Annotated in this window: 22 protein-coding genes and 9 pseudogenes; 16 read left to right on the top strand and 15 right to left on the bottom strand. The window is 51.8% G+C overall.

Annotated elements, in window-relative coordinates; translation table 11 throughout:
* Positions 1-599 precede the first annotated feature (599 nt).
* Genes JCM13996_RS05620 through JCM13996_RS05605 form a run of 4 tightly spaced genes read right to left on the bottom strand, consistent with a single transcriptional unit; the run spans position 600 to position 2,374 of the window.
* Entirely contained in the window at positions 600-1,256 is a 657-nt protein-coding gene (locus JCM13996_RS05620; protein WP_156321881.1) for a hypothetical protein, read from the bottom strand.
* Positions 1,257-1,294: 38 nt separating this feature from the next.
* Complete coding sequence (locus tag JCM13996_RS05615) at positions 1,295-1,711, bottom strand: hypothetical protein (protein WP_054750326.1); 417 nt, start codon at positions 1,709-1,711, stop codon at positions 1,295-1,297.
* Positions 1,684-1,992: a hypothetical protein gene (locus JCM13996_RS05610; protein ID WP_054750324.1), complete on the bottom strand. Its 309-nt coding sequence runs from the start codon at positions 1,990-1,992 to the stop codon at positions 1,684-1,686. Before JCM13996_RS05610 ends, JCM13996_RS05615 begins: the two co-directional genes overlap by 28 nt.
* Positions 1,979-2,374, bottom strand: coding sequence for a hypothetical protein (locus JCM13996_RS05605; protein WP_054750323.1), 396 nt, complete (start codon positions 2,372-2,374; stop codon positions 1,979-1,981). The genes JCM13996_RS05610 and JCM13996_RS05605 overlap by 14 nt, the downstream gene beginning before the upstream one ends.
* A gap of 248 nt (positions 2,375-2,622) precedes the next feature.
* Between JCM13996_RS05605 and JCM13996_RS05600 the strand changes: the two genes are divergently transcribed.
* The 4 genes from JCM13996_RS05600 to JCM13996_RS05585 all read left to right on the top strand — a co-directional run bounded on the left by JCM13996_RS05600 (position 2,623) and on the right by JCM13996_RS05585 (position 5,988).
* Positions 2,623-3,609, top strand: coding sequence for a GMP reductase (locus tag JCM13996_RS05600; protein WP_054750320.1), 987 nt, complete (start codon positions 2,623-2,625; stop codon positions 3,607-3,609).
* 60 nt (positions 3,610-3,669) lie between these two features.
* Positions 3,670-3,897 carry a zinc ribbon domain-containing protein gene (locus tag JCM13996_RS05595; protein ID WP_054750319.1) on the top strand — a complete coding sequence of 76 codons (228 nt, stop codon included), beginning with the start codon at positions 3,670-3,672 and terminating at the stop codon, positions 3,895-3,897.
* 354 nt (positions 3,898-4,251) lie between these two features.
* The gene (locus tag JCM13996_RS11255; RefSeq protein WP_175577026.1) at positions 4,252-4,749 is read left to right on the top strand and encodes a hypothetical protein; all 498 of its coding nucleotides are present in this window, start codon (positions 4,252-4,254) and stop codon (positions 4,747-4,749) included.
* Between the two features lie 321 nt (positions 4,750-5,070).
* Positions 5,071-5,988 (top strand): nucleoside hydrolase, encoded by a 918-nt coding sequence (locus tag JCM13996_RS05585; RefSeq protein WP_054750318.1) that lies wholly within the window; start codon positions 5,071-5,073, stop codon positions 5,986-5,988.
* Positions 5,989-6,080: 92 nt separating this feature from the next.
* Here the strand turns inward: JCM13996_RS05585 and JCM13996_RS05580 are convergent, their stop codons facing one another.
* Positions 6,081-6,521: a MerR family transcriptional regulator gene (locus JCM13996_RS05580; protein ID WP_054750317.1), complete on the bottom strand. Its 441-nt coding sequence runs from the start codon at positions 6,519-6,521 to the stop codon at positions 6,081-6,083.
* Positions 6,522-6,621: 100 nt separating this feature from the next.
* On the opposite strand from JCM13996_RS05580, the gene JCM13996_RS05575 reads away from it, so the two are divergent.
* Entirely contained in the window at positions 6,622-7,638 is a 1,017-nt protein-coding gene (locus JCM13996_RS05575; protein ID WP_054750316.1) for an NAD-dependent epimerase/dehydratase family protein, read from the top strand.
* 58 nt (positions 7,639-7,696) lie between these two features.
* Here the strand turns inward: JCM13996_RS05575 and JCM13996_RS05570 are convergent, their stop codons facing one another.
* From JCM13996_RS05570 to JCM13996_RS05560, 3 genes and pseudogenes are all read right to left on the bottom strand, one after another.
* Positions 7,697-8,203 carry a GNAT family N-acetyltransferase gene (locus JCM13996_RS05570; protein WP_054750315.1) on the bottom strand — a complete coding sequence of 169 codons (507 nt, stop codon included), beginning with the start codon at positions 8,201-8,203 and terminating at the stop codon, positions 7,697-7,699.
* 75 nt (positions 8,204-8,278) lie between these two features.
* Positions 8,279-8,824, bottom strand: coding sequence for a GNAT family N-acetyltransferase (locus tag JCM13996_RS05565; RefSeq protein ID WP_054750314.1), 546 nt, complete (start codon positions 8,822-8,824; stop codon positions 8,279-8,281).
* Between the two features lie 144 nt (positions 8,825-8,968).
* A pseudogene (locus JCM13996_RS05560) lies at positions 8,969-9,472 on the bottom strand (type 1 glutamine amidotransferase domain-containing protein); the annotation flags it as partial.
* Positions 9,473-9,628: 156 nt separating this feature from the next.
* Here JCM13996_RS05560 and JCM13996_RS05555 point away from each other — a divergent pair.
* Both JCM13996_RS05555 and JCM13996_RS05550 read left to right on the top strand, forming a co-directional pair.
* The gene (locus JCM13996_RS05555; RefSeq protein WP_054750311.1) at positions 9,629-10,009 is read left to right on the top strand and encodes a winged helix-turn-helix transcriptional regulator; all 381 of its coding nucleotides are present in this window, start codon (positions 9,629-9,631) and stop codon (positions 10,007-10,009) included.
* 212 nt (positions 10,010-10,221) lie between these two features.
* Positions 10,222-10,987 (top strand): annotated as a pseudogene (locus JCM13996_RS05550) (sulfite exporter TauE/SafE family protein).
* An 87-nt stretch (positions 10,988-11,074) separates the two neighbouring features.
* Here the strand turns inward: JCM13996_RS05550 and JCM13996_RS11730 are convergent.
* Together JCM13996_RS11730 and JCM13996_RS11725 are read right to left on the bottom strand one after the other, a co-directional pair.
* Positions 11,075-11,641 (bottom strand): helix-turn-helix domain-containing protein, encoded by a 567-nt coding sequence (locus tag JCM13996_RS11730; RefSeq protein ID WP_225353496.1) that lies wholly within the window; start codon positions 11,639-11,641, stop codon positions 11,075-11,077.
* 96 nt (positions 11,642-11,737) lie between these two features.
* Positions 11,738-12,004 carry a cupin domain-containing protein gene (locus JCM13996_RS11725; protein ID WP_225353495.1) on the bottom strand — a complete coding sequence of 89 codons (267 nt, stop codon included), beginning with the start codon at positions 12,002-12,004 and terminating at the stop codon, positions 11,738-11,740.
* Between the two features lie 131 nt (positions 12,005-12,135).
* Between JCM13996_RS11725 and JCM13996_RS12905 the strand changes: the two are divergent.
* From JCM13996_RS12905 to rhaD, 5 genes and pseudogenes are all read left to right on the top strand, one after another.
* A pseudogene (locus JCM13996_RS12905) lies at positions 12,136-13,505 on the top strand (MFS transporter).
* Between the two features lie 16 nt (positions 13,506-13,521).
* Positions 13,522-14,999, top strand: a pseudogene (gene rhaB / locus JCM13996_RS05535) (rhamnulokinase).
* Between the two features lie 2 nt (positions 15,000-15,001).
* Positions 15,002-15,316 carry an L-rhamnose mutarotase gene (gene rhaM / locus JCM13996_RS05530; RefSeq protein WP_054750309.1) on the top strand — a complete coding sequence of 105 codons (315 nt, stop codon included), beginning with the start codon at positions 15,002-15,004 and terminating at the stop codon, positions 15,314-15,316.
* Between the two features lie 32 nt (positions 15,317-15,348).
* Positions 15,349-16,616 (top strand): annotated as a pseudogene (locus JCM13996_RS05525) (L-rhamnose isomerase).
* A 45-nt stretch (positions 16,617-16,661) separates the two neighbouring features.
* Positions 16,662-17,557 (top strand): annotated as a pseudogene (rhaD, locus tag JCM13996_RS05520) (rhamnulose-1-phosphate aldolase).
* Positions 17,558-17,670: 113 nt separating this feature from the next.
* Here the strand turns inward: rhaD and JCM13996_RS11710 are convergent.
* Genes JCM13996_RS11710 through JCM13996_RS11700 form a run of 3 tightly spaced genes read right to left on the bottom strand, consistent with a single transcriptional unit; the run spans position 17,671 to position 18,729 of the window.
* The gene (locus JCM13996_RS11710; protein WP_225353508.1) at positions 17,671-17,952 is read right to left on the bottom strand and encodes a D-alanine--D-alanine ligase family protein; all 282 of its coding nucleotides are present in this window, start codon (positions 17,950-17,952) and stop codon (positions 17,671-17,673) included.
* 31 nt (positions 17,953-17,983) lie between these two features.
* Positions 17,984-18,313, bottom strand: coding sequence for an ATP-binding protein (locus JCM13996_RS11705; RefSeq protein ID WP_225353493.1), 330 nt, complete (start codon positions 18,311-18,313; stop codon positions 17,984-17,986).
* Positions 18,314-18,315: 2 nt separating this feature from the next.
* A complete protein-coding gene (locus JCM13996_RS11700; protein WP_225353492.1) occupies positions 18,316-18,729 on the bottom strand; it encodes a hypothetical protein in 414 nt (137 codons plus the stop codon).
* A gap of 165 nt (positions 18,730-18,894) precedes the next feature.
* Here JCM13996_RS11700 and JCM13996_RS11215 point away from each other — a divergent pair, with 165 nt between their 5' ends.
* On the top strand, positions 18,895-19,389 hold the full coding sequence (locus tag JCM13996_RS11215; protein WP_054750307.1) for a methylated-DNA--[protein]-cysteine S-methyltransferase: 495 nt from the start codon (positions 18,895-18,897) through the stop codon (positions 19,387-19,389).
* Between the two features lie 110 nt (positions 19,390-19,499).
* Positions 19,500-20,485: pseudogene (locus JCM13996_RS05505) on the top strand (D-2-hydroxyacid dehydrogenase).
* A gap of 127 nt (positions 20,486-20,612) precedes the next feature.
* On the opposite strand, the gene JCM13996_RS05500 reads toward JCM13996_RS05505, so the two are convergent.
* Together JCM13996_RS05500 and JCM13996_RS12395 are read right to left on the bottom strand one after the other, a co-directional pair.
* Positions 20,613-22,307: an oleate hydratase gene (locus JCM13996_RS05500; protein WP_054750306.1), complete on the bottom strand. Its 1,695-nt coding sequence runs from the start codon at positions 22,305-22,307 to the stop codon at positions 20,613-20,615.
* Positions 22,308-22,322: 15 nt separating this feature from the next.
* Positions 22,323-22,448, bottom strand: a complete 126-nt coding sequence (locus tag JCM13996_RS12395; protein ID WP_263848871.1) for a hypothetical protein — start codon at positions 22,446-22,448, stop codon at positions 22,323-22,325.
* A 238-nt stretch (positions 22,449-22,686) separates the two neighbouring features.
* Between JCM13996_RS12395 and JCM13996_RS05495 the strand changes: the two are divergent.
* Both JCM13996_RS05495 and JCM13996_RS05490 read left to right on the top strand, forming a co-directional pair.
* A pseudogene (locus JCM13996_RS05495) lies at positions 22,687-23,249 on the top strand (TetR/AcrR family transcriptional regulator).
* A 174-nt stretch (positions 23,250-23,423) separates the two neighbouring features.
* Positions 23,424-24,874 (top strand): annotated as a pseudogene (locus JCM13996_RS05490) (NCS2 family permease).
* The last annotated feature ends 223 nt before the right edge of the window (positions 24,875-25,097 follow it).

The raw sequence follows: 25,097 nt of genomic DNA, 5'->3' as shown, positions 1-25,097 counted from the left end.
AATAGTACCGAGTACGCCCTAAAGGGTGGTAGTGATGATCTACCATTTTTCTCGTTCTGGTAACCGGTTAGTATCGGGCTACAGTCTCTCGGCTTAGCTTTGCGAAGCTCCGCGTGTCAGCGAGTACGTCCTAAAGGGGTGGTAGTGATGATCTACCACTTTTCTTGTGCTGGCAGCCGATTAGTATCGGACTGTAGTCTCTCGGCTTAGCTTTGCGAAGCCTCCGAGTGGCAGCGAGTACGCCCTAAAGGGTGGTAGTGATGATCTATCATTTTTCTCGTTCTGGCAACCGGTCAGTATCGGGTTGCAGTCTCTCGGCTTGGCTTTGCGAAGCCTCCGAGTGGCAGCGAGTACGCCCTAAAGGGCTACTCGCTGCGCAAAAAAAACAGAGGCGTGACTGACGTCACGCCTCTGATTATGTGTGCGGAGTGGGTACTCCGTCAAGTGGCGTTACCAATGAACGCCGAATATGTAACGGTGGGGGCGCTGACCTTCTGAACGCTTGCGCGCCGATCATTGCTATCCCACCCATGGTTTGGCACCACGCTAATAGCTTATCATGGCCGCTTGGTGCTGTCTAGACCGTTGGGGCAATTTTGCTACTTTGCGTGGGCAACGTTACGTTGAATCCAACCAGAACTGGTTCGCCAATTGTTGCGGCGCCGCCACACAACTACCGCGGCCAAGCTCAACCAGCCCACCGGCGCCAGCCACAGCAATACAGTGGTCCACGGTGGCGTCTGGAACCGAATCACCATCGTGTTGCGGCCTGCGAGTGACTGGACGATGGGAGCGTTGATCCGTGAACGGTAGTACTGGTTGCGGTTGAGCCGGCGGCCATTAACCGTCACCGTAGTTTGGTGGTAGGTCACCACTGGTATGGTCTGCCAACCTGCCATGGTTTCGTTCCACCGTATGCGTAAGCGGCCACCGGACAAAGCCGTATAGGTGAAGTAAGGGTGTTTGAAGAGCACTTCCTGGGTGAACACTGCACCGGGGCTAACGGTCCCCGGCCCCTGCCGTCCGTTCACGGGTAGGTAGTCGCTACTGTGCTTTTCAGCCGTCACCAAAATGGCTCCAGGATGACTGCTGTTCAGGGCAGACCTGAGGGTGTGCGGCGAACTGTTCACTAGTAGTAGAGCGCCAAAGTTGCGCAGGACGCGGTGGTGCTGTACCTGCACGCTGCGGTATGCCATACGGTAAACATTGGGTACGGCTACTCCCAGTACAGCCACGCTGGCGAGTGCGGTCACCAAGAGCGTTGGTCCCCCGTGGGCATGCCAGTGAATGGTGCTCATGCTGAGGCTAGGCCGCAAAGCATGAGCGGAAAGGCGACGCTGGTGAGCCGGACGGGGAATTGCAGTAGCTGGGACAACTTTGGTACCAACCGGCCAATAGTAACCCACGGACAGAAACGGGAGGCCAACCACAGGGTGCCGCCGCCCATTACGGTGACACCCCAATTTATCCGGCTATTGCGCCGACCCCGAGCAACAAGCAATACTACCTGCGCACCCATAATCATTGCGGTGACCAGGGTAATGGCATTACGCTTCCCGGGGCCAACCGTGAGCTGCAGGACGTTTTGCGCGAGCGAAAATGCGTGGGGGTAAGCAATATGGTTGGTGCTGAACAGCAGTAGCAGCGCACCCCAGACGTTGGCGGTGAGGATGGTAGCAATACCTACGGCGATGGTGGTCTGCCCCAGCATGCGGAGACGACGTGGTGTACGGACCAAGCGACCAGCCAGAAGGGCACGAGCGCCAGCACAGCAAAGAGCGTACTGAGGATGTGGGTCTGCAACAGGATCGCCATGATAAATGCCAAGCGGACTGGCCGGATGGGTCGTTCACGGTGGCGTACCATGTATACCCCGCAGGCCAACGCGTACGGCAGGAGTGCAGCGCCAATGCCCGTCATGTTTTGGTTGTACCCCCAGCGCGGCAGCCAACCGATGTTCATCAGGATGAGGCGGCGGTTAACGCGGGCCACCGCTTCGCCCCAGCCACCCGGGCGAGATAGTACATCCCGAAGCCACCAACGAGGTAAATGGCAAAGGTGGTGACGAGCTGGAAGTGGTACCAACTACGCAGTACAACCAGGAGGCGCCCATCAGGTAGGCAAAGTAGGGGCCATAAACCGCGTTAACGACGCGCCCGCTTTGCTGGAACCCAAAGTTGCTTTGCCAGTAGCTCCAGTGGCCGGTGCTCAGCTGTTTAGCGGTGTCGTAAATACGGTTGAAGTGAAAAAGGCCATCGCTACCGACGATAGTGCTGCCGGTGATTAGTTGGGGCAGGATCATAATGAAACTCATGATGACAATAGCGGCGAGAGGCATCCACACCGACCGTGATTCATTGATGATTTTGCGCATGACACTTGCTCCTAATGTGATTAATAATTCTATTTTAGGCCTGAGGGAGCGGTTACTTAGCGGTTAGCACTGTGATTTAACTAATGCTTTGCGATTGGCGCTCCCAGTATAACGGAGATATTCGCAACGTTAAGAAATGGCCGGATAAATGGTTGACAAGTTGGTACAATTAGCCTATATTCTGTACTTAGTGTGAATGATATTAGTATTATTCATGATTAATGTTCGTGTTTATGGAGGTAACCGCAATGCAGCCCACCGACGTGTTTGATTACGAAGATATCCAGTTAATTCCCAATAAGTGTGTGGTTAAGAGCCGTAAGGAGATTGATACATCCGTCCAGTTTGGCCCACGTCGGTTCAGGATACCGGTCGTGCCCGCTAACATGGAAACGATTATTGATGAATCGTTGGCGCGGTGGTTAGCCGCTCATGACTATTTTTACATCATGCACCGGTTCAACCCGGAGACCCGCCTCGCCTTTGTCCAGCAGATGCACCGCGATGGGTTGTACGCCTCCATTTCGGTGGGCGTCAAGCACGCGGAGTTTGCGCTTATCGACGCGTTAGCCGCGGCGCAGGCGGTACCGGAATACATTACTATCGACATCGCGCATGGTCACGCCCAGGTGGTCATGGATATGATCGGGTATATCAAGGACAAGTTACCGGGCAGCTTTGTGATCGCGGGTAATGTTGGCACGCCCCAGGCGGTCCGTGACCTGGAGAACGCCGGGGCGGACGCCACCAAAGTCGGGATCGGACCCGGCAAAGTTTGCATCACGAAGATCAAGACCGGCTTTGGTACCGGCGGGTGGCAACTAGCGGCCCTGCGTTGGTGCGCCAAGGCGGCCAGCAAGCCGGTGATTGCTGACGGCGGTATCCGGACGCACGGCGACATCGCCAAGTCGATTCGCTTTGGTGCGACGATGTGCATGATTGGTTCGCTCTTTGCGGGTCATGATGAGACCCCGGGACGCGCCGTTGAGCGCGACGGCCAGAAGTTCAAGGAGTACTACGGTTCGGCTTCGACCTACCAGAAGGGTAGCCACCACAACGTTGAAGGAAAGAAGATTTTGATTCCCGCCAAGGGCCCGATTGCGAATACGCTCACGGAGATGCAGGAAGACTTGCAGTCGGCGGTATCCTACGCCGGTGGTCGTGACCTAATGGGGCTGCGGACGGTCGACTACGTCATCGTTAAAAATTCCATCTTTAACGGCGACCAGTATTAGCAGACAGGCAGTGGCACCGCTGTTATACTAAGGGTGCCAATAACAGTGGGGGTGACAATGATGGCGGATGAAGCACAAACCAAGCAGTACGTATGTCCCAAGTGTGGTAACCAGACCTATAACAGTGGCCAGTTCCAGGCCACGGGTGGCAACTTTGCCAAGTTATTTGATGTTCAGAACAAGAAGTTTACGACGGTGTCCTGTAACCGGTGCGGGTACACCGAGCTGTATCAGGCACAAAGCTCGGCGGGGATGAATGTCCTTGACTTCTTGATGGGTGGCAGCTAAAACAACAACCGTCTACTAAATGGTGGACGGTTGTTTTGTGTTTGTGAGGGCAATATAGCGAATCCGGGGTTGGCGGGGTGACTGCGGCTTACGTGGTTTGCACCATAACTTGTTACAACTCGTTTGTGCAAAAAAATTATGCTCGACTTAAAACAATAGTGTCATAATGAGGGCGCAAGTTTCCATAGTGGTTACTTGATAATAGCGTGGCATCGTCTTGGTAAACAGGAGTGAGTATTTGGAGGGGTCATTAATGGATAACTTACCGTTTACTTTTTTTGGATAGTTTTGCTTTTTGGAATAAGCCGCAGGAAGATATTGAGCAGTGCACGGATGCCGAACGAGAGAAACTTTTTGGACAAGCCTACCGCCCAAAGTTTTTTTCCAAAGGATCAATTACCTCATAATCTTTCTGAATATATTCAGCAATTAAAGTACGTCTTGGTGGGGATGAATCCAGGGAACGCCATCGCAGAACACCCTCAAGAACCCTTTCTCAATTTTCATGGTTCTAAGAATAGTGCTGATTATCGTTTGGCAGCGGCCGTATATGGTACTAAGCTATGGGGAAGTCTCATGACTGACCTTTCTCAACAAATCCAGAGTGATAGTACCAAGGTGAGGATTGATGCCAATGATGTGCAGGCATTGGAGCATCACCTGGATGCGCTGGGCGTTGCCCAAGATGCTGTTTTGGTTGCGCTTGGCCAGACTACCTTCAATAATTTAAATAAGTTTGCACAGCGGAAGGTGCTGTACATTCCGCATTATTCAAACAGTAATAACGGTTCGGGAGATAATCGCTGGGATGCAAAGCGAGTACACAGTCGTATTTTAACGATGACAAAATGATATCTATGTTCCTGGTGTGGTTCAGATAGTGGCGAATTAATGATTGTGCTGATATGTAGCTGTTGTAGGATGTTTAGCTCTAGTATCGCGGTTATTTGTGAGCATAATTTATAGCACGTATTTTTATTTATTGGCCCTTTGCTAGGGGGCCATTTTTTTTGTTTACTTTGGCAGTCTCCAACACAAAAGAGGGGCAAGCTACGGCGTAGGATCCGTAAGCCGCAGTCCCAGCGCCCACACCCACCGGCGTAAGCCACGTCTGATATTCCCCGCGGAATGTGCTAAAGTAACGGTATTCGCAAAAGACACGGAGGAACAAACATGACACCAGTTATCTTCAGTACTGATCCTGGAATCGATGACGCGGTCGCCATCGCTATCGCGCTCGCTGACCCGACCCTTGATGTGCAGCTGATCGTACCGCTTAGTGGCAACGTCGACGTGCACCTGGCCACGGACAACGTGCGCAAGCTACTCACGTTCCTGCACCACGAGGACGTCCGGGTGGTACCGGGGAGCGCGGCACCTTTGCTCCGCCCACTAATGAACGCCAAAAATATTCACGGTGCCAGTGGCATGGATGGGTACGATTTCCCCGCCCCAACGGTGAAAGCCGATACCAGCACGACTGGTGTGGAGGCCATGCACGCCATCATTGCGGCCAGCAGTGACCCCATCACCATCGTTGCTATTGGGCCTCTGACTGATGTTGCCGTGTTGTTGCAACAACATCCTGAAGACAAAGACCGCATTGCCCGCATCATGATTATGGGTGGTAGCTTGAGTCGCGGTAACATTGGCGTGCTGTCCGAGTTCAACTTTGCCGTTGACCCCGAAGCTGCCAAGATGGTGTTCAATAGCGGGTTGGAGTTACACATAGCGCCACTTGATGTTGGTAACGCCGCAACGATCCTGCCCGCCATGTCGGAACACATCCGGACGCTCGGACCGGTCGGGGACATGTTCTACCACCTGTTCCGTGCGTTTCGGGGTGGCAGCTTTGAACAGGGCCTGCAGATTTACGATCCGCTAGCCGTGGGAATGTTGCTGCAACCAGATCTGTTTACGCAGGCGCACACACACGTAGCGATTGCGACCGGCGATCCGTTGACGGCAGGGGCTTCGTTGATCGACCTTGAAGGGTATCTGCACCGCGAAGCCAACGCCTACGTAGCAGTGGATGTTGACGTTGAGGGCTTCCGGCGCTGGTTTGTTGACGCCATTAAGCTTAGTGATTAAACGTATGTAAGTAATGAAGTGAACAAAGGCCGGCGGTGATCAACCTAAGTTGTGGTTGATCACCGCTGGCCTTTGTTGTGGTATACATCCACTTAGCGGATGGGAAAGGGGTCCGGCAAACCGTTTGCCGCCTTATCAGCGTGGGCAGCCGCCAGTTCCTGTTCGACTTTGGCGGGTGCATCTGGTGCGGCGTACAGTGATAGCTTGTAGTCGACCTCCCGCAGGTTGGTCGCTAGCTGATGTTGCCGGGCCACCACCCGCGCGCGGTGCTGAGTGAGTAACGCCTTGCGTACGGGGATGCTTTTGGGACCGGCCATCACGGCGTCAACATATCGCCGAATGTCAGCGATGGTCATCCCGGTATTTTTCAAGCAGATAATTGTGTGTAGTAGCTGGAGGTCACCATCCGTAAATGAGCGGTAACCCGCCGCATCACGCGCCACGAATGGCAGCAAGCCAGCTTTATCGTAGTAACGCAGGGTGTACGCGGATAGACCGATCTGGGCCGCGACGTCTTTGATTGAATAGCGCATATTGCCTCCCTGTAAAAAAAGTGTTGCCTTAGAGTTTACTCTAACGTGTATGGTTAACAGCATAGTGGAACGGTCACCTAAATACAAGTGGGGAAAAATAATGATCAAAACGGTATTAGTAACTGGGGGTAACGGCTTCTTGGGCCTGCACCTCATTGCGCAATTGTTAGCGGGCGGTTACACGGTGAAGACGAGTTTGCGGAGTATGGACAAAGCGGCGGGGGTCACTGCGGCACTGGCGACCCACGACGTACCGCACCGCGAGCGACTCAGCTTTGTGGTAGCCGACCTGACTGCCGACGCCGGTTGGGCGGACGCGATGGTCGGCGTCGATGGTGTCTTTGCCACCGCGGCCCCGGTTTTTGTTAACGGCGAAATGGTGGCGGACACCGTGGCGCGGACGGCCACTGATGGCGTGCTACGTATCCTGACCGCCGCACGCCACGCTGGGGTCCAGCGCGTAGTCATGACCGGTAATTGGGGCGCGGTGGGCTATTCCAACCACGACCGGCACAGTGTGACCACCGAGGCTAACTGGACTGACCCTGATGAACCGGGGCTGTCGGTTTATGAACGGTCTAAGCTCCTAGCCGAACGGGCCGCGTGGCAGTTTGCGCACGACCATCCCGGTCAGCCTGAACTCGTTACGGTGAATGCTAGTGCCATGCTGGGCCGGTCGCTGAACGACCATGTTTCGGGGAGCCTGGGGCTGGTACAAAACCTCCTGTCTGGGCGTAGCAAAGCCATTCCGCAAATCCCCCTCAACGTGGTGGACGTGAGTGATGTGGCCGCGCTACACCTGTTGGCAATGACGAAACCGGCGGCAGCCGGTCACCGGTTCATCGCCAGTGCGGATGGACAAATCACCTTGCCGGAAATAGCTGCGTTAATTCGGACACAACGGCCGGCAGTGGCAGCCAAGGTGCCACGGCGATTGCTACCCAACTGGGTGATTCGGCTTGCTGCGCCATTTTCAGCCCAGGCGCGGGAAGGGTTGCTGTTTTTGCGGACTAACCGCAACACCAGCATCGCCGCGGCTAAGCGATTGGGTTGGCAACCACAATACACGATAACTGATACCATCTTACGGACTGTTGACCAGTTGACTGGTCATTAACCGTCAGGGGTTACACTAAAAACTCCCGCACCGTTGCTGCTGTGCGGGAGTTTTGTGCCTACATGTTTTTACCAAAGTGGCGTCCCAAAATATCGAGGTCACGACGCTGCCCGTCCATCAAGGCGACGCGCGGGAGGTGGCCCCACCGGTCAAAGCCGTTGCGCGTAAAGAGGTGCTGGCTGGGACCGTTGTGGTGGAATACGAAGGCCACGATGGTGTCAAGGGCGAGGTGGGGCAGTTGGCTGAAGACAAAGTCGAGGGCTGCCTGGCCGAGCTGTTGGTGCTGATAATGTTGGTCCAAGTAGATACTGATTTCAGCAGTATGGCTATAAGCCGGCCGGCCGTAAAAAGCTTCTAGGCTGACCCAGCCAGCAATATTACCGTCCACCATGATCAGCCAGATGGGGTACTTGTCCGGGGTAAACGCGGCAAACCAGGCTTCTTTGCTGGCCACGGTCACCGGTTCGAGGTCCGCTGTCGCCTGCCGGCCCGGAATCGCCTGGTTATAAATATCCGTAATCTGGGGTAAATCTTGGTGCTGCGCGTACTTAAACTCAATCCGCATGACGGGTCACCTCGCGTTCATAGTTAATTTGATTGTAGGTGACCAGTGACGTGGTAACAATCTTTTTTTGTCAGGTTAGCTAACATCGGTGGGCCGTGCGGCGACCCATTCCCGGTACAGCTTGGAATAGACGGCAGCGTCATGCAGAATGCCGTTGACGTTGATGTCCTCGCGCAAAATTCCGTCGAGGTGGTAGTGGGCGCGTTCCGCGACGTGGCGGCTCGGCAGATTGTCCGTGGCCGCCAGGATGTCGATTTTGTTCATGCCTAACTGGTCAAACCCGAGATCCTCCATCTGCGCGAGGGCGGTGTGCATGATCCCTTTGCCTGAAGCTGCGGCGCTGAGGAAATACCCAATCTCGGCGTGCCGGTGTTCGCGGTTAACGTTGTGCAGGTCAATGGAGCCGACGATTTGGCCGTTGAACTGAATGGCGCGCATGTACGTCGATCCCAAAGCCTCCTTGTCCGTCATCATGCGCAGAAACTGGATCTCATCATCAACGGTGAGCGTGCTGTACGCCCATGGGAGCCATTGCCCGATGTAGTCGCGGTTGGCGTCAACGACCTGAAAGACGTCCTGGGCCACGCGCGGGGTGGCGGGGATGAGGGTGATGTCTGGCATGATGAGAAGCCTCCGAATTTACTTGATTGTCGCCTATTATACACGGGTTATTGCCACAATAAACCTGCTGTAAGCAAAAGAAATCGCGGCACCCACAGGGACCGCGATTCCTTGACGCTGATTAACAATGGTGGTGCTACCGAATTACTTAGCCAGCGCTGCCAATAATGCTTTGTCGAATGCTGGCAGGTCCTTTGGCTCACGGCTGGTGATCAGGTTGTCATCAACCACGACTTCCTGGTCGCGAGTGCGGGCACCGGCGTAGTACAGGTCAACCTGGACGGTCTTGAAGGCGGTCATGGTGCGGCCGTGAACCAAGCCGGTCGGGATCATGAGCTGTGGGCCATGGCAGATGGCGGAAATGACTTTGCCCTTCAGGAGAAAGTCACGGGTAAAGTCAACGAAGCGCTGATCTTCACGCAACTGGTCAGGGGAGAAACCACCGGGAATGAAGAGGGCGTCAAAGTCTGACGGCTTGACGTCACCAATGGTGGTGTCAATTGCCACTTTGAGGCCGTGCTTACCGGTGATGGTGTTCTTCTCGTACCCGATGACGGTGACGTCGTGACCGGCATCCTTCAGTGCCTGCACGGGGTCGGTGAACTCAACGTCTTCCACCATATCGGTGACAACGACTGCTACTTTTTTTCATTGTGGAACCTCCTTTGTTTGTAGTTCTATTATCGGAGTAATTGTTGCGGAGCGCAATAAGGCACCTTTTTGTGCGTGCCAAAGTTGTGTCGGGGATCGTAGTGCGGTATCCTGTTGGCTTACTACGATAACGTATACCGCCAGGAGGAACCCATGTCAGACCCATTAAGAGCCTACGCTCAAGCCAAGTTGCAGCAGCGTGATTACGACTGTGCGAAGGAGTACACGTTGTCGCTGTTTTCGGGCAAGTATAAAATTGTCATCATTTACCACCTGTTTCACGATGGTACGTTGCGGTTTAGCCAACTGCAGCGCCTACTGGATGGGGCGACGCACAAGGTGTTGACCCAACAACTGCAGGAATTACGCGCAGACGGGGTCATTACCCGGCGTGAAGAGCGGATCAATAACCGCAAAGCTGTGTATTACAGCCTTACGCTGATTGGGGCCAGTCTCATGCCCATCGTGGAGGCCATGTTTAGCTGGGGATCCGCACGGTTGGCAGCGTTGCAGCTGGCGGAACCGAAGGGATAAGTTTATGCAAACAGTCAAGCCGTGCGGAAATGGTTAAGGGGCACTAGCATTAATTAAATAATGAAAAGCGCACGGCTACTCACGGACAAATGCGCCTCTAAAGGGGGCGCTGGTCCGTGTTAAGTAGACTAATCAATACCAATCAAGTTATCAATGATAATGCGTGGTGTATACTAGAACTTATTGAAACCGCTGTCGTGGAGTTGAATAAAATGCACTTGTTTTTAATTAATTTATATTTGTTAGCTGCTGGAATTGCGGCAGGGCTTAGTAGCTCAATGGCCGGATTGGCGTCAATTGTTTCATACCCCGCTCTTTTAAGCCTAGGTGTGCCGCCAGTTAGTGCGAATGTCACGAATACGGCAGCTTTAGTTTTTACAGGTATTGGATCGACTGCTTCATCTACCAAGGAATTAGGGCAACATAAAAAAAGTCACTATTAAAGCGACTGTACTTGCCCTTATTGGTGGCATCATTGGTAGTTTGATATTGGTGGTTGCCCCGGCATCATCGTTCAAACGTATTGTGCCGTTCCTCATCCTATTCGCTGCACTGCTAATGGTCTTTTCAGGCCGTGGCCAAATGGGTAAGCGATCGCAATTAGACCAGCAATCACTGTTATCACGTGGTGGTGCGAACGTAGCAATGTTGCTGGTGGGATTGTATACCGGTTATTTTGGCGCTTCAGCCGGAGTGATTATGCTAGCCATTATGGCAACTAATGACTTGGACTTTCCGGTTAACAATGCCATTAAGAATTTTGCGTCGTTAATAGCAAATTTTGTCGCGTTTATTGTGTACATCTTCACCGCAAATATTTACTGGTCAATGGTGCTACCGCTGGGGATTGGCTTATTTATCGGTGGGTACGTTGGGCCAATGTTGGTAAGACACATTCCCGCTCTCATTATGAGACGGGTTATTATTGGTCTGGCCTTTGTGCTGGCAGGATACTTGTTCGTCCAAGAATATTTTTAACTGAGACCATCATTAATCATGGAGGTGATGGTGTTGTTGTTTTGTGCGCGATCATCGCGCGGATGGCAACCGTATTGCGCCTTATACTTACGGTAAAAAAAAGCTGGAATTAGTGATACCAACAGAATGCATTATCTCAATGATTGGTAGCTGGGTTGAACTGACCAATTGCTTGGCATGAATCAGTCGCTCTGATGTTAGCGCCTGGCTGAAGGTTTTTCCCGTTTCCTTGCGAAATTGGTTACCCAAGTAGTTTGCGTTGTAGGCGTATTTCTTGGCAATGGACGCTAAGCTTGCGTGTTGGTAATTATTATGAATTTCCTGGAGGATTTTGATGATGATTTTTTGTGATGAGGTGGCGTGGTCTGCTGTTATGCGATAGTTTCTGACGAGCTTGGCAATGAGAATAGTTAGGTAAGCTTGGATGATAGTGTCCGCAAAGGGCCGGTGCAGATAGTATTCTTCAATTAGTCGTTCAACGGTCAACTTAACATCGTCGTTATCTGGTTCCTTGGGGAAGAGTAAGTAGGAACCAGACTGTTGCTGCTTAAATACGCGGTTAATGAGGAAGTTATACAATTCACTTTGCCGACTCTGAATTTGGTTGAGTAGATTAATTGAAATATTTTTGTCTCGGAAAAGAATGTTGAGCATAATGTCATTAGCTCCGGGGGATGCAATTGAATGAGAACTACCGACGTCCAGCAATAGCAGGTCGTTTTTTTTTTAGCGTAATTGGGTCCCCATTAACTACTTCGTGAATTTCACCGGAGATGACGTAATTGATCTCCAAGAATGGTGACTATGCAAAGGGTAGGGGGCGAAACGATTATGCTTACTAACGAAAACATTGCGATTATTGAAAAAGTAATCATTAAAAACGGGCCGGTTTAAGCGGTGCATACCCGCTAAGTCTAGAGCAGCTGGAGGAATGTCGTCATTTAACGACTGATTCTTTAGCTGCTCTTTTTCGACAGGTGTGAGTTCTTGTAAACGCTTCAAAATAGTGGGATCCATAATTATCCCCCCTGTGAATTTGTCCTATATCATGTAGAAATCTGACATTGTTAGTGTAGTCTGGAAGCGCTTAAATAGCAACTGTAAGCAAGCAATAACAATAAAAAAAATTAGCAGAGGAGGTAAATAATATGGCCGCAGAAGGGTCTTTTAAATCTACAGTCAGGGTGTCAATTACCAACTTTCTGGACTCGGGCAGTATCGTTGCGGGATCTGCTGGGTTGACACTCTGGACCAGTCATTTTGGCCTTAGTAGTTTTGCAGTTGGACTTTTAGGTGCGTTGTCGGCCAATGCATTTGGTGCAGCTATTGGTGCCCTAATTGGCGGTACGTTGTCTGACAAGTTTGGCCGTAAGGTTATTTATACTTATGACATGTTGGTCTACATGGTGGGTACTATTCTCGTTATGTTTGCCGCCAACTTCCCAATGTTACTGATTGGTTTCCTGATCACAGGTTTGGCGGTGGGCGCTGGTGTTCCTGCTAGTTGGACATATATTTCCGAAACTTCAGATGATGATGCCCGGGCCAAAAATATTGGTGTTTCTCAGTTTGCCTGGTCGTTAGGACCAGCGGTTATTTACACACTCGCTGTATTACTTTCACCGCTAGGTCTTTTCGGCAACCGGATTCTATTTGGTTTCTTAACTATCGTTGCTTCATCGCTTGGAATCTTCAAAAAGGCCTGGGCGAATCCAAGGCTTGGGAAGCTGAGAAGCAGCACGAACAGGCAAGTGGGCATAAGCAGCACCCATACCGTACGCTGTTTTCGAACCACACTTCCGTTAAGTGGTTGTTCTTCCTCATCGGCGTATACATGTTTTGGAACTTAGTTGCTGGCGCCATGGGATTCTTTATGCCATACGTATATGAAACGGCTGGTGGTATTTCCACATCACAAGCGGACATTCTCCAAGCAGTTCTGTGGATTCTTACGGCATTAGCAACTTACTTTGGTTTTGCTAAGTTTGGTGACAAAGTTAACCACCGTATTTTCTTCTTTGTTGGCGCAGCAATGGCTGCAGCTTCGTGGGTTGTCTTAACGTTTGTCGGCATGCAGCAATCCTGGAGTTTGTGGGCATTCGTTATTCTTTGGGGTATTAGCGCTGGTATTGGTGCTCAAGCATGGTATGCACTGTGGGCTACCGAACTGTTTCCAACACAGTTCCGGGCTGGTTCTCAAGGTGTCATGTTCTTCGTCGTACGGGCTTCCGCTGGTGTTTGGTCAATCATTTTTCCTACAGTATTGAGTTCGTTGGGATTCACAGTTGCCGGCATTTGCATGATTGTCCTACTGATCGTATCTCTGGTTATTGGTACTATCTGGACGCCGCAGACAAAGGACAAGAGTCTTGAAGAAATTACGCTTGAACAATATGGCCCCGAGTTTGTGGACGGTCAAGCAACTGACCAAGATATGACTGACTCTACTTCTAAAGGGAGTACTGGTGTCAACATCAGTGGGCACGTCAGTTTACCTCGGACTGGGTCAACAAAATAGCTAAGAGGGTGAGTACATGAAGGCATACGTTGCAGTTGACGTCGGCGCATCATCTGGGCGCCTGATGTTGGCCAAAAAGGTCGACGGTAAGTTAGAGCTTAAGGAAGTGCACCGTTTTAAGAATGGGTTCAAGGAAATTAACGGGCACGATTACTGGCAGATTGATCACATTATCGACGAAATTTTTACCGGTTTGGAAAAAAATCAAGCACATGGGTATCAGTCAGGTCGACTTGGGCATTGATACGTGGGCAGTTGATTACGTGCTAGTTGGCAATGATGGTCAGAAACTCCATGATCCAATTAGTTATCGCGATAAGCGCACTGAAGGTGCTATTAATGCACTGACCAGTAAGCTGTCTAAGCAATATATTTATGAAAAAAACTGGCATTCAATTCCAAACGTTCAACACGCTTTACCAATTGTACACAGAAGATAAGGACAACTTGGCGAAGACCGATAAGATTTTAATGATTCCTGATTACATTGGTTATGTGCTAACAGGTAACGCAGTGACTGAAGAGACTAACGCTTCAACCACGCAGATGCTGAATTTACGGCAGGGATTGTTCGATAAAGACCTCGCTAAGTCTGTCAACGTTAGTCAGGATCAATTTCCTCACTTAGTTGATGCTGGGACCGTCTTGGGCAGTGTCAGTCATAAGTGGCACGTTAAATATGACATCCCCGAAACTGAGGTAATCACGGTTGCTACACATGATACCGCTAGTGCCGTTGTTGGCACTCCAGGTAAGGGCGACAATTGGGCATTTCTCAGTTCGGGCACTTGGTCACTGCTAGGCGCGGAACTTAATGTTCCCGAGAATGGCCTGGATGCCTTCGCTGAAAATTACACCAACGAATGGGGTGCTTATGGTACTTATCGTTTTCTGAAAAACATCATGGGTCTGTGGATTTTGCAGTGTGTTCGGCACGAACTGAACGATCGTTATAGCTTCAAGGAGCTAGCTGCTCAGGCTACTCAGGTAGCACCGTTTCAGACGTTTATAGATGTCAACGATACACGGTTTACAAACCCTAAGAGCATGATTCAAACCATTCAGAATTACGCGCGAGAAACTAATCAATTTGTTCCGACGACGCCAGGAGAATTGACGCGGGTGATTTACGATAATCTCTCGTTGTACTACGCAAACGAGATTCACAAGCTCAGCGGTATCCTCAGCAAGCCAATTGATACGCTTAACATCGTGGGTGGTGGATCTAACGTTGAATTAATGAATCAGCTCACGAGTACATTGGCTGGCGTTGAAGTGGTGGCGGGCCCAAGCGAAGCCACTGCCATTGGTAACATCATTGTGCAAATGATTACTAGCGGTGAGGTTGATAACGTGGTAGCTGGACGCAAGTTAATTGAAAATTCTTTTGGCTTGAAACATTACCAGCCAGAAGCGAATAAGTATGTGGGTGTGCTTGATCGGTATTGCGATTTTCTGAGTAGTATTCACCACGAATCAAAGGAGGCGGTATAGCAGTGGAGCGAATTGCACAAATTATGTTTCTGCATACTAACGCATTTGATGAGTATCAGAAACGTCATAGTGAGTTGTGGCCGGAAATGAAGGCGGCACTCAAAGAGCACGGCGCTACTAATTATTCAATCTTCCTTAATCAGGACAATGGTGAGTTGTTCGCGTACTTGGAAGTACCTGACGTTGAGAAGTACAACGAGATTGCAAACACGGATATTTGCAAGAAATGGTGGGCTTACATGGAGCCATTGATGTCAACCAATCCGGATAACAGTCCTGTGACTGTGGATCTGAACGAAGTATTTCATCTAGATTAAACAATTTAAAAATTTGAAGGGAAGTATACATGATGGTTAAAGCAGAATTAGTTGATCGAGCTTATGAAGTTGCTAAGCAGCGTTACGCCGAGCTGGGCGTAGACACTGATAAGGCAATGCAGCGGTTATCCAAAATTCCTATTTCTATTCACGCCTGGCAAGGGGACGATGTTAAAGGCTTCCTGTTCCCTGAACATGAACTAACTGGTGGTATTGGTGTTTCTGGCAACTACCCTGGTGTTGCTAAAACCCTGATGAGTTGACAGGTGACTTGCACGAGGCCCTGACCCTCATTCCTGGTAAGCAACGGGTCCAGATTCACGGATTCCATGCGGTTACCAGTAAGAAGAAGGACCTGAATGAACTTGAACCTGAGGACTTCAAGTACTGGGTTGATTGGGCTAAGCAGGAAGGCATCGGTTTGGACTTTAACGGTACGTTCTTCTCCCACCCAAAGGTTGTTCACAACTTTACGCTGGCATCGCCTGATCCGAAGATCCGTGAATTTTGGATTGAACATGGGAAGCGTTCACGGATTATTTCCAACTACATTGGTGAACAGCTGGGTTCACAGTGTATCAATGATTTCTGGATTCCCGATGGTTTCAAGGACAACCCGATTGACAAGCGTGGCCCTCGTGAGCGGTTGCTGAAGTCGTTGGACGAGATTGAAAAGGATGAGTTCGATGAAAAGAACACGATTGAGTCCTTTGAAGGCAAGTTGTTTGGTACTGGGATTGAATCCTACACTGCTGGTTCACACCTATTCTATGAGAATTATGCTTTGACGCGTGGCAAGTACTGGACCATTGACGCTGGGCACTTCCACCCAACTGAAGACGTGTCAGATAAGTTCTCTTCATTCTTCCCGTTTGGTGGTAAGGGTATGTTCATGCACGTTTCTCGTCCCGTTCGTTGGGATTCTGACCACGTAGTTATTATGGACGATGCGCTCATTCGCATTACGCGGAGTATTATCCGTGATGGTTATGAAGACAAGATCCACTTGGGCACTGATTACTTTGACGCCACTATTAACCGTGTTGCTGCCTGGGTTGTTGGCACTCGTGCAACGCAGAAGGCCCTGTTGATGGCTTTGCTCGAACCAACGGATCAACTGAAGCAGGCAGAACAGAACTTTGACTTTACTACTCGCCTGGCTGAAACCGAAGAACTGAAGTCTATGCCATTCGGTGCAGTTTGGGATAAGTACTGTGAACAAAACGGTGTCCCGGTTGGGATGGACTGGATGAATAATGTTCACCAGTACGAGAAGGATGTTCTGTTCAAGCGTAACTAATTAAATAAGTTAATGAGCTTTGATGGTGAAGGAAGGAAAATAGACATGGCTGATGAAAAGACAGAATTTTTGAACCCGGAGTATACTCAGGCGTTTGTTGATTCTCCGTATGTTGCTCAAATGAAGAAGGTTACCTGGCTACTGTATGATCATGGCTGGGATGAACGTAATGGTGGCAATGTCAGCTACCGCCTGACCGAAGATGAATTGCGAGGTTATGGCGATGTTCACGAAGTAAACCGGGTCATTCCAATTAAGTTTGACGCTTCTGAATTGGCTGGTGACTACTTCTTGGTTACTGGTACTGGCCGTTACTTCAAGAATGTACGCGATTTTCCTGAGCGTGATACTGGGTTGGTACGGATTCGCAAAGATGGCCACAGCGTTGACCTGATGTGGGGCTTCTCTGATGGCGGCCAGCCAACTAGTGAGTTCCCTGCTCACCTGATGACACACATCAACCGCTTGAAGCAAGATTCCAAACAGCATGTGGTAATGCACTGCCATCCAACAAACCTAGTTGCCATGAGTTTCACCGTTCCTTTGGAAGAAAAACGTTTCAGTCGCATTCTGTGGAAGATGCAGGCTGAGTCGATTGTGGTATTTCCTGAAGGCATCGGTGTTCTACCATACATGACACCAGGTACCAACGAGATTGGTTCCGCCACTGCTGATAAGATGAACTCGTTCCGCCTAGTACTATGGCCACAGCATGGTATCTTCGCAGCTGGTGAGTCGATTGATGAAGCCTTTGGCCTGATTGAAACTGTCGAAAAGGCGGCCACAATTTACACGGCTATTAAGGCCCAGGGCGGCACTATCTTGAACGAAATCACCGATAAGAATTTGCAGCAATTGGCAGATCGCTTTGACTGATTCCGAATCAGGAATTCATGCATGGTGATTTGTTGGTTAGTCCATTGTCCAAAGTTACCGCATGAAGAGATCTGGTCGATTATGAGGCCGGACGCCCAATGTAATCCTTCTACTAAACCAATAGCCAACAAAACAGCCTCGCGGTGCACGCCGCGGGGCTGTTTGTGACTAGACGTATTTAGATGGCTAGACCTTGGTCGTACAAGTCCATCTTGCCACGCACGATGGAGTCGACCAGTTCGGGGTACTTGATTCCCGCAGCTTCGGCTTCCTGTGGCAGCAGGGACAACGGCGTCATCCCTGGCAAGTTGTTGGCCTCAATGACGTACAGCTGGTCGTCCGGCGTCACGAAGAAGTCCACCCGGGCGTAATTCTGCAGGTCGAGAGCCCGCATCGTGTCCTGGGCGATGTCCTTCATCTGCTGGTGAATACTGTCGTCCAAGTCTTCCGGTGGGGTGATAAAGTCGGTGTGGCCGGGCTGGAACTTGTGCTCAAAGTCGTACCAGCGTCATGCACCTTGATCTCAATGGCTGGCAGCGCCTGACCGTTGACCACGCCCAGAGAGAACTCGCGACCGGTAATGAATTCTTCCACGATGGCGCTGGGGTCAAAGCGGAAGCTTCCGCCAAACCAGCTTCTAGCTCCGCAGCGTTGTGGGCAATGGTCATCCCCACGCTGGAACCGCCGCTCGTGGGCTTGACGATCATCGGGAAGTCGAACGGCATCTGCTGGTGCGTGCCGTCTTTGCGCAGCGCTTCCTTGAACTTGGCCGTCGGGATGCCGCTTTCCAGCATGATCTTCTTGCTAAAGACCTTGTTCATGGTCAACCCCGACGCAGGGCACCACTACCCGTGTAGCGGATGTTGTTTAAGTCAAGGTAAGCTTGTACCTTCCCGTTCTCGCCGTCGCCACCATGCAGGGCGAGGTAAACGATGTCCGCCGCCTTGGCAATTTCAAGGACGCCCGGACCAAACAGCTCGGTACTCCCGTCCGTCCGGAGTGCGTTAATATCGTCATCTGTGAGTACGGCGTCGCTGATGGCCAAACCGTCAATTAGGTTGGCATCCGCAAAGACGTCGTTCACGTCGTCGACGCCACTAAGGTCGTAGCCCAAGAATAGGTCGACAAAGGTGGCCTGGTGGCCGGCTTCACGCAGCGCCTGCGTGATACGCGTACCACTAGAAATTGATACGTTGCGTTCGGTACTGCGACCGCCCGCTAAGACGCAAATTTTCATATCCATAAAACCTCCGTTGTATTTAGAACCCTAAGTTTAACATATTCGGGGTGTACGTGGATTTGGCAGCGTTTACACGTTAAGCAAATTTTAATACCGTCGCGGACTATAATGAGTACATCGAGATTGATTCTAGTTGGTGGGCAGGAGAAAGCAGGTGTGGTAATGCTCAGAAGTACGGTAATCAACGGACCACGGGGTCGCTGGATCCTGGTGGCGGATAACCAGCAGGTGGTCTACTTAGGTTTTCCGGGTGAACGGCCGGACGATGTCTACAAATTACTCAGATTGCCAAAGGACGTGGCAATTGCTGACCATGGGGTGCCGCCAACATTGGTGCGGGCGGTGACGCTGATGCTGAATAAGGCAGTGCCGTTACCCGCCCGTGATTATCAGCTGCGGGGGACTGACTTTCAGCACCGCGTCTGGGCCGCGTTGAGGGCCATCCCCCGGGGCCAGACGCGGACCTACACGGACATTGCCCGTGCCATTGAACAGCCAACCGCGGTGCGCGCCGTGGCACACGCGGTGGCAACGAATCCGCTACCGTTGGTTGTGCCGTGTCACCGCGTCGTGCCCGCGGCGGGTGGCGTGGGTCAGTATCGTGGCGGCAGTAAATTAAAGGCTTTCTTACTATCCCGGGAAGGGTCAATCCGGTAAAATATAACTAAAGGGTGGCTGAGCTCGCGTGCCTAGCCACCACTACTTTGGTTGAATGTTGCGAATTTTGGCGCGAGTGCGCCGTCAAGGTGAAAGGAGCACACATTTTCATGAAGATAGTTTCTTTTGGTACCCGGCCCGACGAGGTGCAGTACTTAACGGAGTGGTCTAAACGGACAGGGAACGAGCTGAAGCAGATTACCGCGACCCTGAACGAGGATAACGTGGACCAAGCTGCTGGTTATGACGGGATCACGTGTATGCAGACGGTGCCATATAGCGCCGCGTTATTCCAGAAGATGGCGGACCTTGGCATCAAGTTTTTGTCGATCCGGAACGTCGGCCTGGACAACATCGATATGGATGGCGCCAAGCCGCGGGGATCCGCATTAGTAACGTGCCGGCGTACTCACCGGAAGCCATCGCCGAGTTTGCGGTGACGTTGACGATGCACCTGGTGCGGAACTTAGGCCAGGTCGAGGAGCACCTGCGGAACAACGATTACAACGGCGCGATGCACTATATTGGCCGCAACGTGGCTGATTGCACGGTCGGGGTCATCGGCACGGGCCGCATTGGCCGTGCGGCCGTGAAGATTTTCAAGGGCTTTGGTGCCAAGGTGTTGGGCTACGATCCGTACCCCGCCAAGAACAGTGACATCGATTACGTTGACCTGGACACCTTGATCCGTGAGGCCGACATTATCGACCTACACGTGCCGGGTCTGCCGGCGAACACCCACATGATCAACGCGGCGGCCTTTACCAAGATGAAGGACCACGTGATTATTGTGAACACGGCGCGGGGTAACCTGATCGATACCCAGGCGCTGCTGGACAACTTACGGTCGGGCAAAGTCGCCGGGGCCGGGATCGACACCTTTGAGTACGAGGAACAAGACCTGCTGAACCTCGAACAGCACGGGAACTTCAACGATCCTGCTTGGGACGAAATGATGCAGATGCCGAACGTCGTTTTGAGTCCCCACATCGCGTACTACACGGAAACCGCTGTACGCAACATGGTGGAAATTTCGCTGGCAAACTTGATGGGCTTCCTGGAAAAGGGCGTCGCGGAGAACGAAGTGACGCAGTAGACCCAGTAGTATAGAAAAGGGTCGCCATCTAGTGATGGCGGCCCTATTAATGTGTCTGGCAAAGCCACCCCGTTCCCGCGCCAAGGTGGTTTCACGTGAAACATAATCAGGTCAACACTGCTAAAGTCTAGCTGAACATCTTCTTGGTGGCCCGTAGCAATACCTTCGGGTCCTTGTCGTAACGTGGATTCTTGACGAGATGACTCATCGGGATGCCGGCAAAGTGGTACGCCGCAATCTCACCAGAACGAACGGCGCTTTGCTCCGTGAAGATCATCTGGTATGGTTGCTCGACAAACTCACCGGTGAAGGCGAGGTTCGTCGAGTGTGCCGGGATGACCAGCGGCCGGTCGCTCTTGGCCCGGTTGTTGAACAAGGCGGACGCGTACGGCATGTAGACCGGAATGTTGTTGATGATGGAGTCCATGATGGCATCGTGCTTATCGCGGATGTTGCCGGGACCCGGGTCGACTTTGCTCAGTTGGCCGATCAACTCTTCGGCCATTTCCTGACCCGTCATTTCAATATACGGCTTGTCGACGAACTCACCGTGACGCCGTGGGTAGAGGAAGTACCCCCACAGGACGGTTTCGTTCGGCTTCTGGGTGGTGAAGTGGGGCTGGTGGTGTACCACGATCGACATGTTCACGTCGACCTGCCCCAGTGGGGTGATCGGGCTAGTGGACAGGAACGAGTTCAACGCGTTGCCCGGTACCTGGGTGGTAATACGGCTGATTTCGTTGAGCAACAGGTGGTTTTTGGTGGTCAAAGTGAAGCTGACCCACTCGCTGGCGTTGCGATCCGCGAAGAACTTGTCCGGGTTACCGACGTTGTAGAAGCGTTCCGCCACCTTCTTCCAGAGGCTGGCGGCGGCACCGTAGTCCATGTTCTCGGCAGCTGGGGTGTTGAAGTCACCCTGGGTGGCGGAATCGGTAATGGAGCCGTTAGTGAAGAGCACCGCGGTGTCTGCGTCAACGTCAACGTGTTGCTCCTCACCGTTATCGACGTCAATCATGTGGATGCCGGTGACGGTGATTTCGTCCTGCATGGTGGAAGGTGCAAAGTCGAAGTCGGTTACGCGCCGGTTGAGCACAATCTGGACGTGCTGATCCTGCAGGTACTTGATCAGTGGCAGCATAATACTCTCGTACTGGTTGTAACGGGTCCGGTTAACGCCGACCAGGTGCTCAATCTGCGTGAATTCATAGATCATTTGGTGCATGTACCGGCGTAGTTCTTGGGCTGAACTTTGGGTGCGGAAGGCAAAGGTGGTCTCCCACATGTACCAGAAGTTGGTTTGGAACATGTGTGGGTCGTCCTTGAAGTACTCGGCGATGGAGACGTTGTCGAGTTGCTCCTCATCGCGGTCGGGCATGAGCACGAGTTTACTCAGTAACAGCCGGTCCTGGTTGTTCAGGCCAAGGTGACCGCCATTGATGATGCCCTTGCCGCCTTGCAGTAGGCGGGCCTTGTCAAAGGTCCGGTGCTTGCTATCAAAGTCGTGGGTGTCCTCGGCGGCAGTCATGCCGGGCTCGGTGACTGACTGGACCCGTTGCAGTAAGTCCATCAGGTCCACGTAGGTGCGGTAGTTCAACATGCGGCCACCACGGGCAACGAAGCCCTTGGTGTTCGCCATGGGGTGCTCACGGTTCCAGTATTCATCGGTGGTATCGGTGGTTGCCGCACCGTCATTACTGCCGTGATCATCCAGGGAGTAAAAGGTGATGTTTTGACCCGGCCAGTGGGCTTCCTGAATTAGGTACACGGCAGCAGCCATGTTTGCCAGGCCGGCGCCAATCATAATTGCTTTGGTTTTGGTCATAATTGTTCCCCCAATCTAATCCTCTGGTTCAAACGGCCGGTAATCATCGGCTTCGTTATGACATAGGTCAAGCCGCTGAATGATCGTTGCGGCAGCAGCGACCACGGCCACGACACAGGTCAACGCAAAGACTTTCTTCATCAATACCAACTCCTATCACTATATTCAGGCGCTTGATCAAACCTGCCTTACGACTATAGTGTAAGCGCTGCCTCTGGCCGAATGAATGGACAAACGGTGGGGTTTGTTTAAAGTCGCTTGGTGTGCCGTTAACGGTGTATCCACTGCTTTCCAGGCTAATATTCCCCGGTGGCTGGCGAATTTGTCAGGCCACAACTGAGTCATTACAATGAGAGGTAACGAAAGGGAGGGCGTAGTCATGACGCAGGCGACAACCAAAGAGGTCCTTGCACGGACACTCAAACAGATGATGGAACGACGTCGTTGGATCACATTACGATTGGCAAGCTCTCGGCGGCGGCACACATCAACCGCAACACCTTTTACTATCATTTTGACGATATATACGAGTTGTTGCGGTGGACGTACAAGCAGGATATTGTGCTCCAATTGCAGCAATACACCCAGATCGACCGTTGGGAGCACGCCTACCAGTTGATGTTGGACTACATTGCGGATAATAAGGCGTTCTGTCAGCATTCGCTGCGGTCAGTGGCCCGCGACCTCCTGGAAAACTTTTTGTACTCGGTCGCCACGGATATGGTCGCGCGGGTAGTGGTCAGTGCTGATCCCAACACGCCGGCGAAAATCAGCCACGCCATCACCGATTTTTACGCCTGGGCTATCGTGATGCAGGTCATTCAGTGGTTGGATCATGATTTGTCGGAGAGCAAAGACGACATGATCAAGAAGGCAGAAATTGTGCTCAACGGTACGGTGGCCAACGCCATCCGGAACGGGCACGCGATTTATGGCATTTAGGTTACACATAAGGCATTTTGAGCCCCACATCGCTTGCGGTGTGGGGCTTTACCGTGTTGTTGACCAATTATGGACACAAATCGTTCGGATAATTACGAACAAATTAGGGAAAAGCGTTGCAATAGTTCACTAATTATCGTAAAATGAGGCCATCAAGAGCAAAAGGAGCACAAAATGGAACGACTTTTTAAGCTAAAGACGTACAATACGTCCGTTGGTACTGAAATTTTAGCTGGTTTCACGACCTTCTTCGCCATGTCATACATCCTCTTTGTCAATCCTGAGGTGCTGTCGCTGACCGGGATGCCTTCCCAAGCGGTCTTCCTGGCCACCATTATCGCCAGTGCCGTGGGGACCTTAGTCATGGGGTTGTTCGCCAACGTACCCTACGCCCTGGCACCAGGATGGGGCTCAACGCCTTCTTTACATACACCGTCGTCTTTGCCCTCGGCTATTCCTGGCAACAGGCGCTGGCCCTCGTCTTCATTTGTGGTTTGATCAACATCACCATCACGGTGACGAGCATTCGGAAAACGATTATCGCCGCCATTCCCCAGGTGATGCAGCACGCCATTAGTGGTGGGATCGGGGTGTTCGTCGCCTACATTGGGTTGAAGAACGCCGGCTTCCTGCAGTTCACCTCAGATTCATCCGACATTCTCTCCGTCAACAACCACGCGTACAATGCGCACGCGGTCATCAAAGGGGTCACGGGCGTGGTTACCGGTGGTGGCATCGTTCCGGCCCTGACCAACTTCACCGAGTCGGGTGCGCTGCTGGCACTGATTGGGCTGTTCATCATGACCATCCTGGTAGTGAAAAAGGTTCCGGGTGCGGTGATGATCAGCATCGTGTTGACCACCATCATTGGGATCCCGATGGGTGTGACCGACCTGAGCATGACGTCCAGTAACTCACTGGGTGCAGCCTTCAGCCAGTTAGGGACGACGTTTGGTGCGGCCTTTAGCCATGCCGGTTTTGGGACGCTGTTTAGTAATAGTAGTCACATCCTGCTGACGCTGATGACCATCTTTGCTTTCTGTTTCTCCGATACGTTCGATACGATTGGGACCTTCATCGGTACCGGGCACCGTAGCGGTATCTTCACTGATGACGAAATTCGCCAGTTGGAAACGACGAAGGGCTTCGCCACCCGGCTGGATAAGGCCCTGGTGGCTGACTCCGTGGCGACGAGTATTGGGGCCATCTTTGGTACTTCCAACACCACCACGTACGTTGAAAGTGCGGCGGGGATTGGTGCTGGTGGTCGTACCGGGCTGACCAGCGTGACCGTAGCGATTCTGTTCGTTATTTCCGGACTGTTTGCCCCGCTGATTTCGGTGGTACCGACCCAGGCGGTGGCTCCGGCCCTGATCCTGGTTGGGGTGATGATGGCGTCCAGTCTGAAGGAAATTAACTGGTCAGACTTGTCCGAAGCCATCCCGTCATTCATGGCGTCCGTCGTCATGGGACTGATCTACAACATCTCGTACGGGATTGCGGCTGGGTTCATCTTCTACTGCCTGATCAAGATCATCGAAGGTAAGATCAAGGAGATCCACCCGATGTTGGGTATCGTTACAATTGGTTTCATCTTGAACTTCGTGGTCCTCGCAATTCTGTGACCGCGCACTGACATTGAGATTGGTACGGCCACCCGGCAACTGCTGGGTGGCCGTTTTTGATCAATTTAACCGCAGAGTCATGGGTGTCTGGAAGCTAGCAGTTACAACAATATTAATTACAACCATATTTTGGGTCTGATACGTGGCCCACCCAATTTTGCAACAATGTGCAAGTGGCGGGCCGGCTGGCTGAGGTGTGGAGTGCTAAAATAAAATGGGTAAG

The organism is Lacticaseibacillus thailandensis DSM 22698 = JCM 13996, assembly GCF_001312865.1.
GTDB classification, from domain to species: Bacteria; Bacillota; Bacilli; order Lactobacillales; family Lactobacillaceae; genus Lacticaseibacillus; species Lacticaseibacillus thailandensis.
The sequence above is the reverse complement of the archived record's forward strand: the minus strand, read 5'-3'. Positions and strand labels throughout refer to the sequence as shown.

What these genes read in the sequence shown, in the direction of transcription:
- JCM13996_RS05575 (WP_054750316.1), top strand. Translation starts at nt 6,622, where the DNA reads ATGATCAAAACGGTATTAGTAACTGGGGGTAACGGCTTCTTGGGCCTG.
- JCM13996_RS05570 (WP_054750315.1), bottom strand. Translation starts at nt 8,203, where the DNA reads ATGCGGATTGAGTTTAAGTACGCGCAGCACCAAGATTTACCCCAGATT.
- JCM13996_RS05600 (WP_054750320.1), top strand. Translation starts at nt 2,623, where the DNA reads ATGCAGCCCACCGACGTGTTTGATTACGAAGATATCCAGTTAATTCCC.
- JCM13996_RS05605 (WP_054750323.1), bottom strand. Translation starts at nt 2,374, where the DNA reads ATGCGCAAAATCATCAATGAATCACGGTCGGTGTGGATGCCTCTCGCC.
- JCM13996_RS11730 (WP_225353496.1), bottom strand. Translation starts at nt 11,641, where the DNA reads ATGCTCAACATTCTTTTCCGAGACAAAAATATTTCAATTAATCTACTC.
- JCM13996_RS05500 (WP_054750306.1), bottom strand. Translation starts at nt 22,307, where the DNA reads ATGACCAAAACCAAAGCAATTATGATTGGCGCCGGCCTGGCAAACATG.
- JCM13996_RS12395 (WP_263848871.1), bottom strand. Translation starts at nt 22,448, where the DNA reads ATGAAGAAAGTCTTTGCGTTGACCTGTGTCGTGGCCGTGGTCGCTGCT.
- JCM13996_RS05585 (WP_054750318.1), top strand. Translation starts at nt 5,071, where the DNA reads ATGACACCAGTTATCTTCAGTACTGATCCTGGAATCGATGACGCGGTC.
- JCM13996_RS05595 (WP_054750319.1), top strand. Translation starts at nt 3,670, where the DNA reads ATGGCGGATGAAGCACAAACCAAGCAGTACGTATGTCCCAAGTGTGGT.
- JCM13996_RS11700 (WP_225353492.1), bottom strand. Translation starts at nt 18,729, where the DNA reads ATGAAAATTTGCGTCTTAGCGGGCGGTCGCAGTACCGAACGCAACGTA.
- JCM13996_RS05615 (WP_054750326.1), bottom strand. Translation starts at nt 1,711, where the DNA reads ATGCTGGGGCAGACCACCATCGCCGTAGGTATTGCTACCATCCTCACC.
- JCM13996_RS11705 (WP_225353493.1), bottom strand. Translation starts at nt 18,313, where the DNA reads ATGAACAAGGTCTTTAGCAAGAAGATCATGCTGGAAAGCGGCATCCCG.
- JCM13996_RS05565 (WP_054750314.1), bottom strand. Translation starts at nt 8,824, where the DNA reads ATGCCAGACATCACCCTCATCCCCGCCACCCCGCGCGTGGCCCAGGAC.
- JCM13996_RS11215 (WP_054750307.1), top strand. Translation starts at nt 18,895, where the DNA reads ATGCTCAGAAGTACGGTAATCAACGGACCACGGGGTCGCTGGATCCTG.
- JCM13996_RS05580 (WP_054750317.1), bottom strand. Translation starts at nt 6,521, where the DNA reads ATGCGCTATTCAATCAAAGACGTCGCGGCCCAGATCGGTCTATCCGCG.
- JCM13996_RS11725 (WP_225353495.1), bottom strand. Translation starts at nt 12,004, where the DNA reads ATGGATCCCACTATTTTGAAGCGTTTACAAGAACTCACACCTGTCGAA.
- JCM13996_RS05555 (WP_054750311.1), top strand. Translation starts at nt 9,629, where the DNA reads ATGTCAGACCCATTAAGAGCCTACGCTCAAGCCAAGTTGCAGCAGCGT.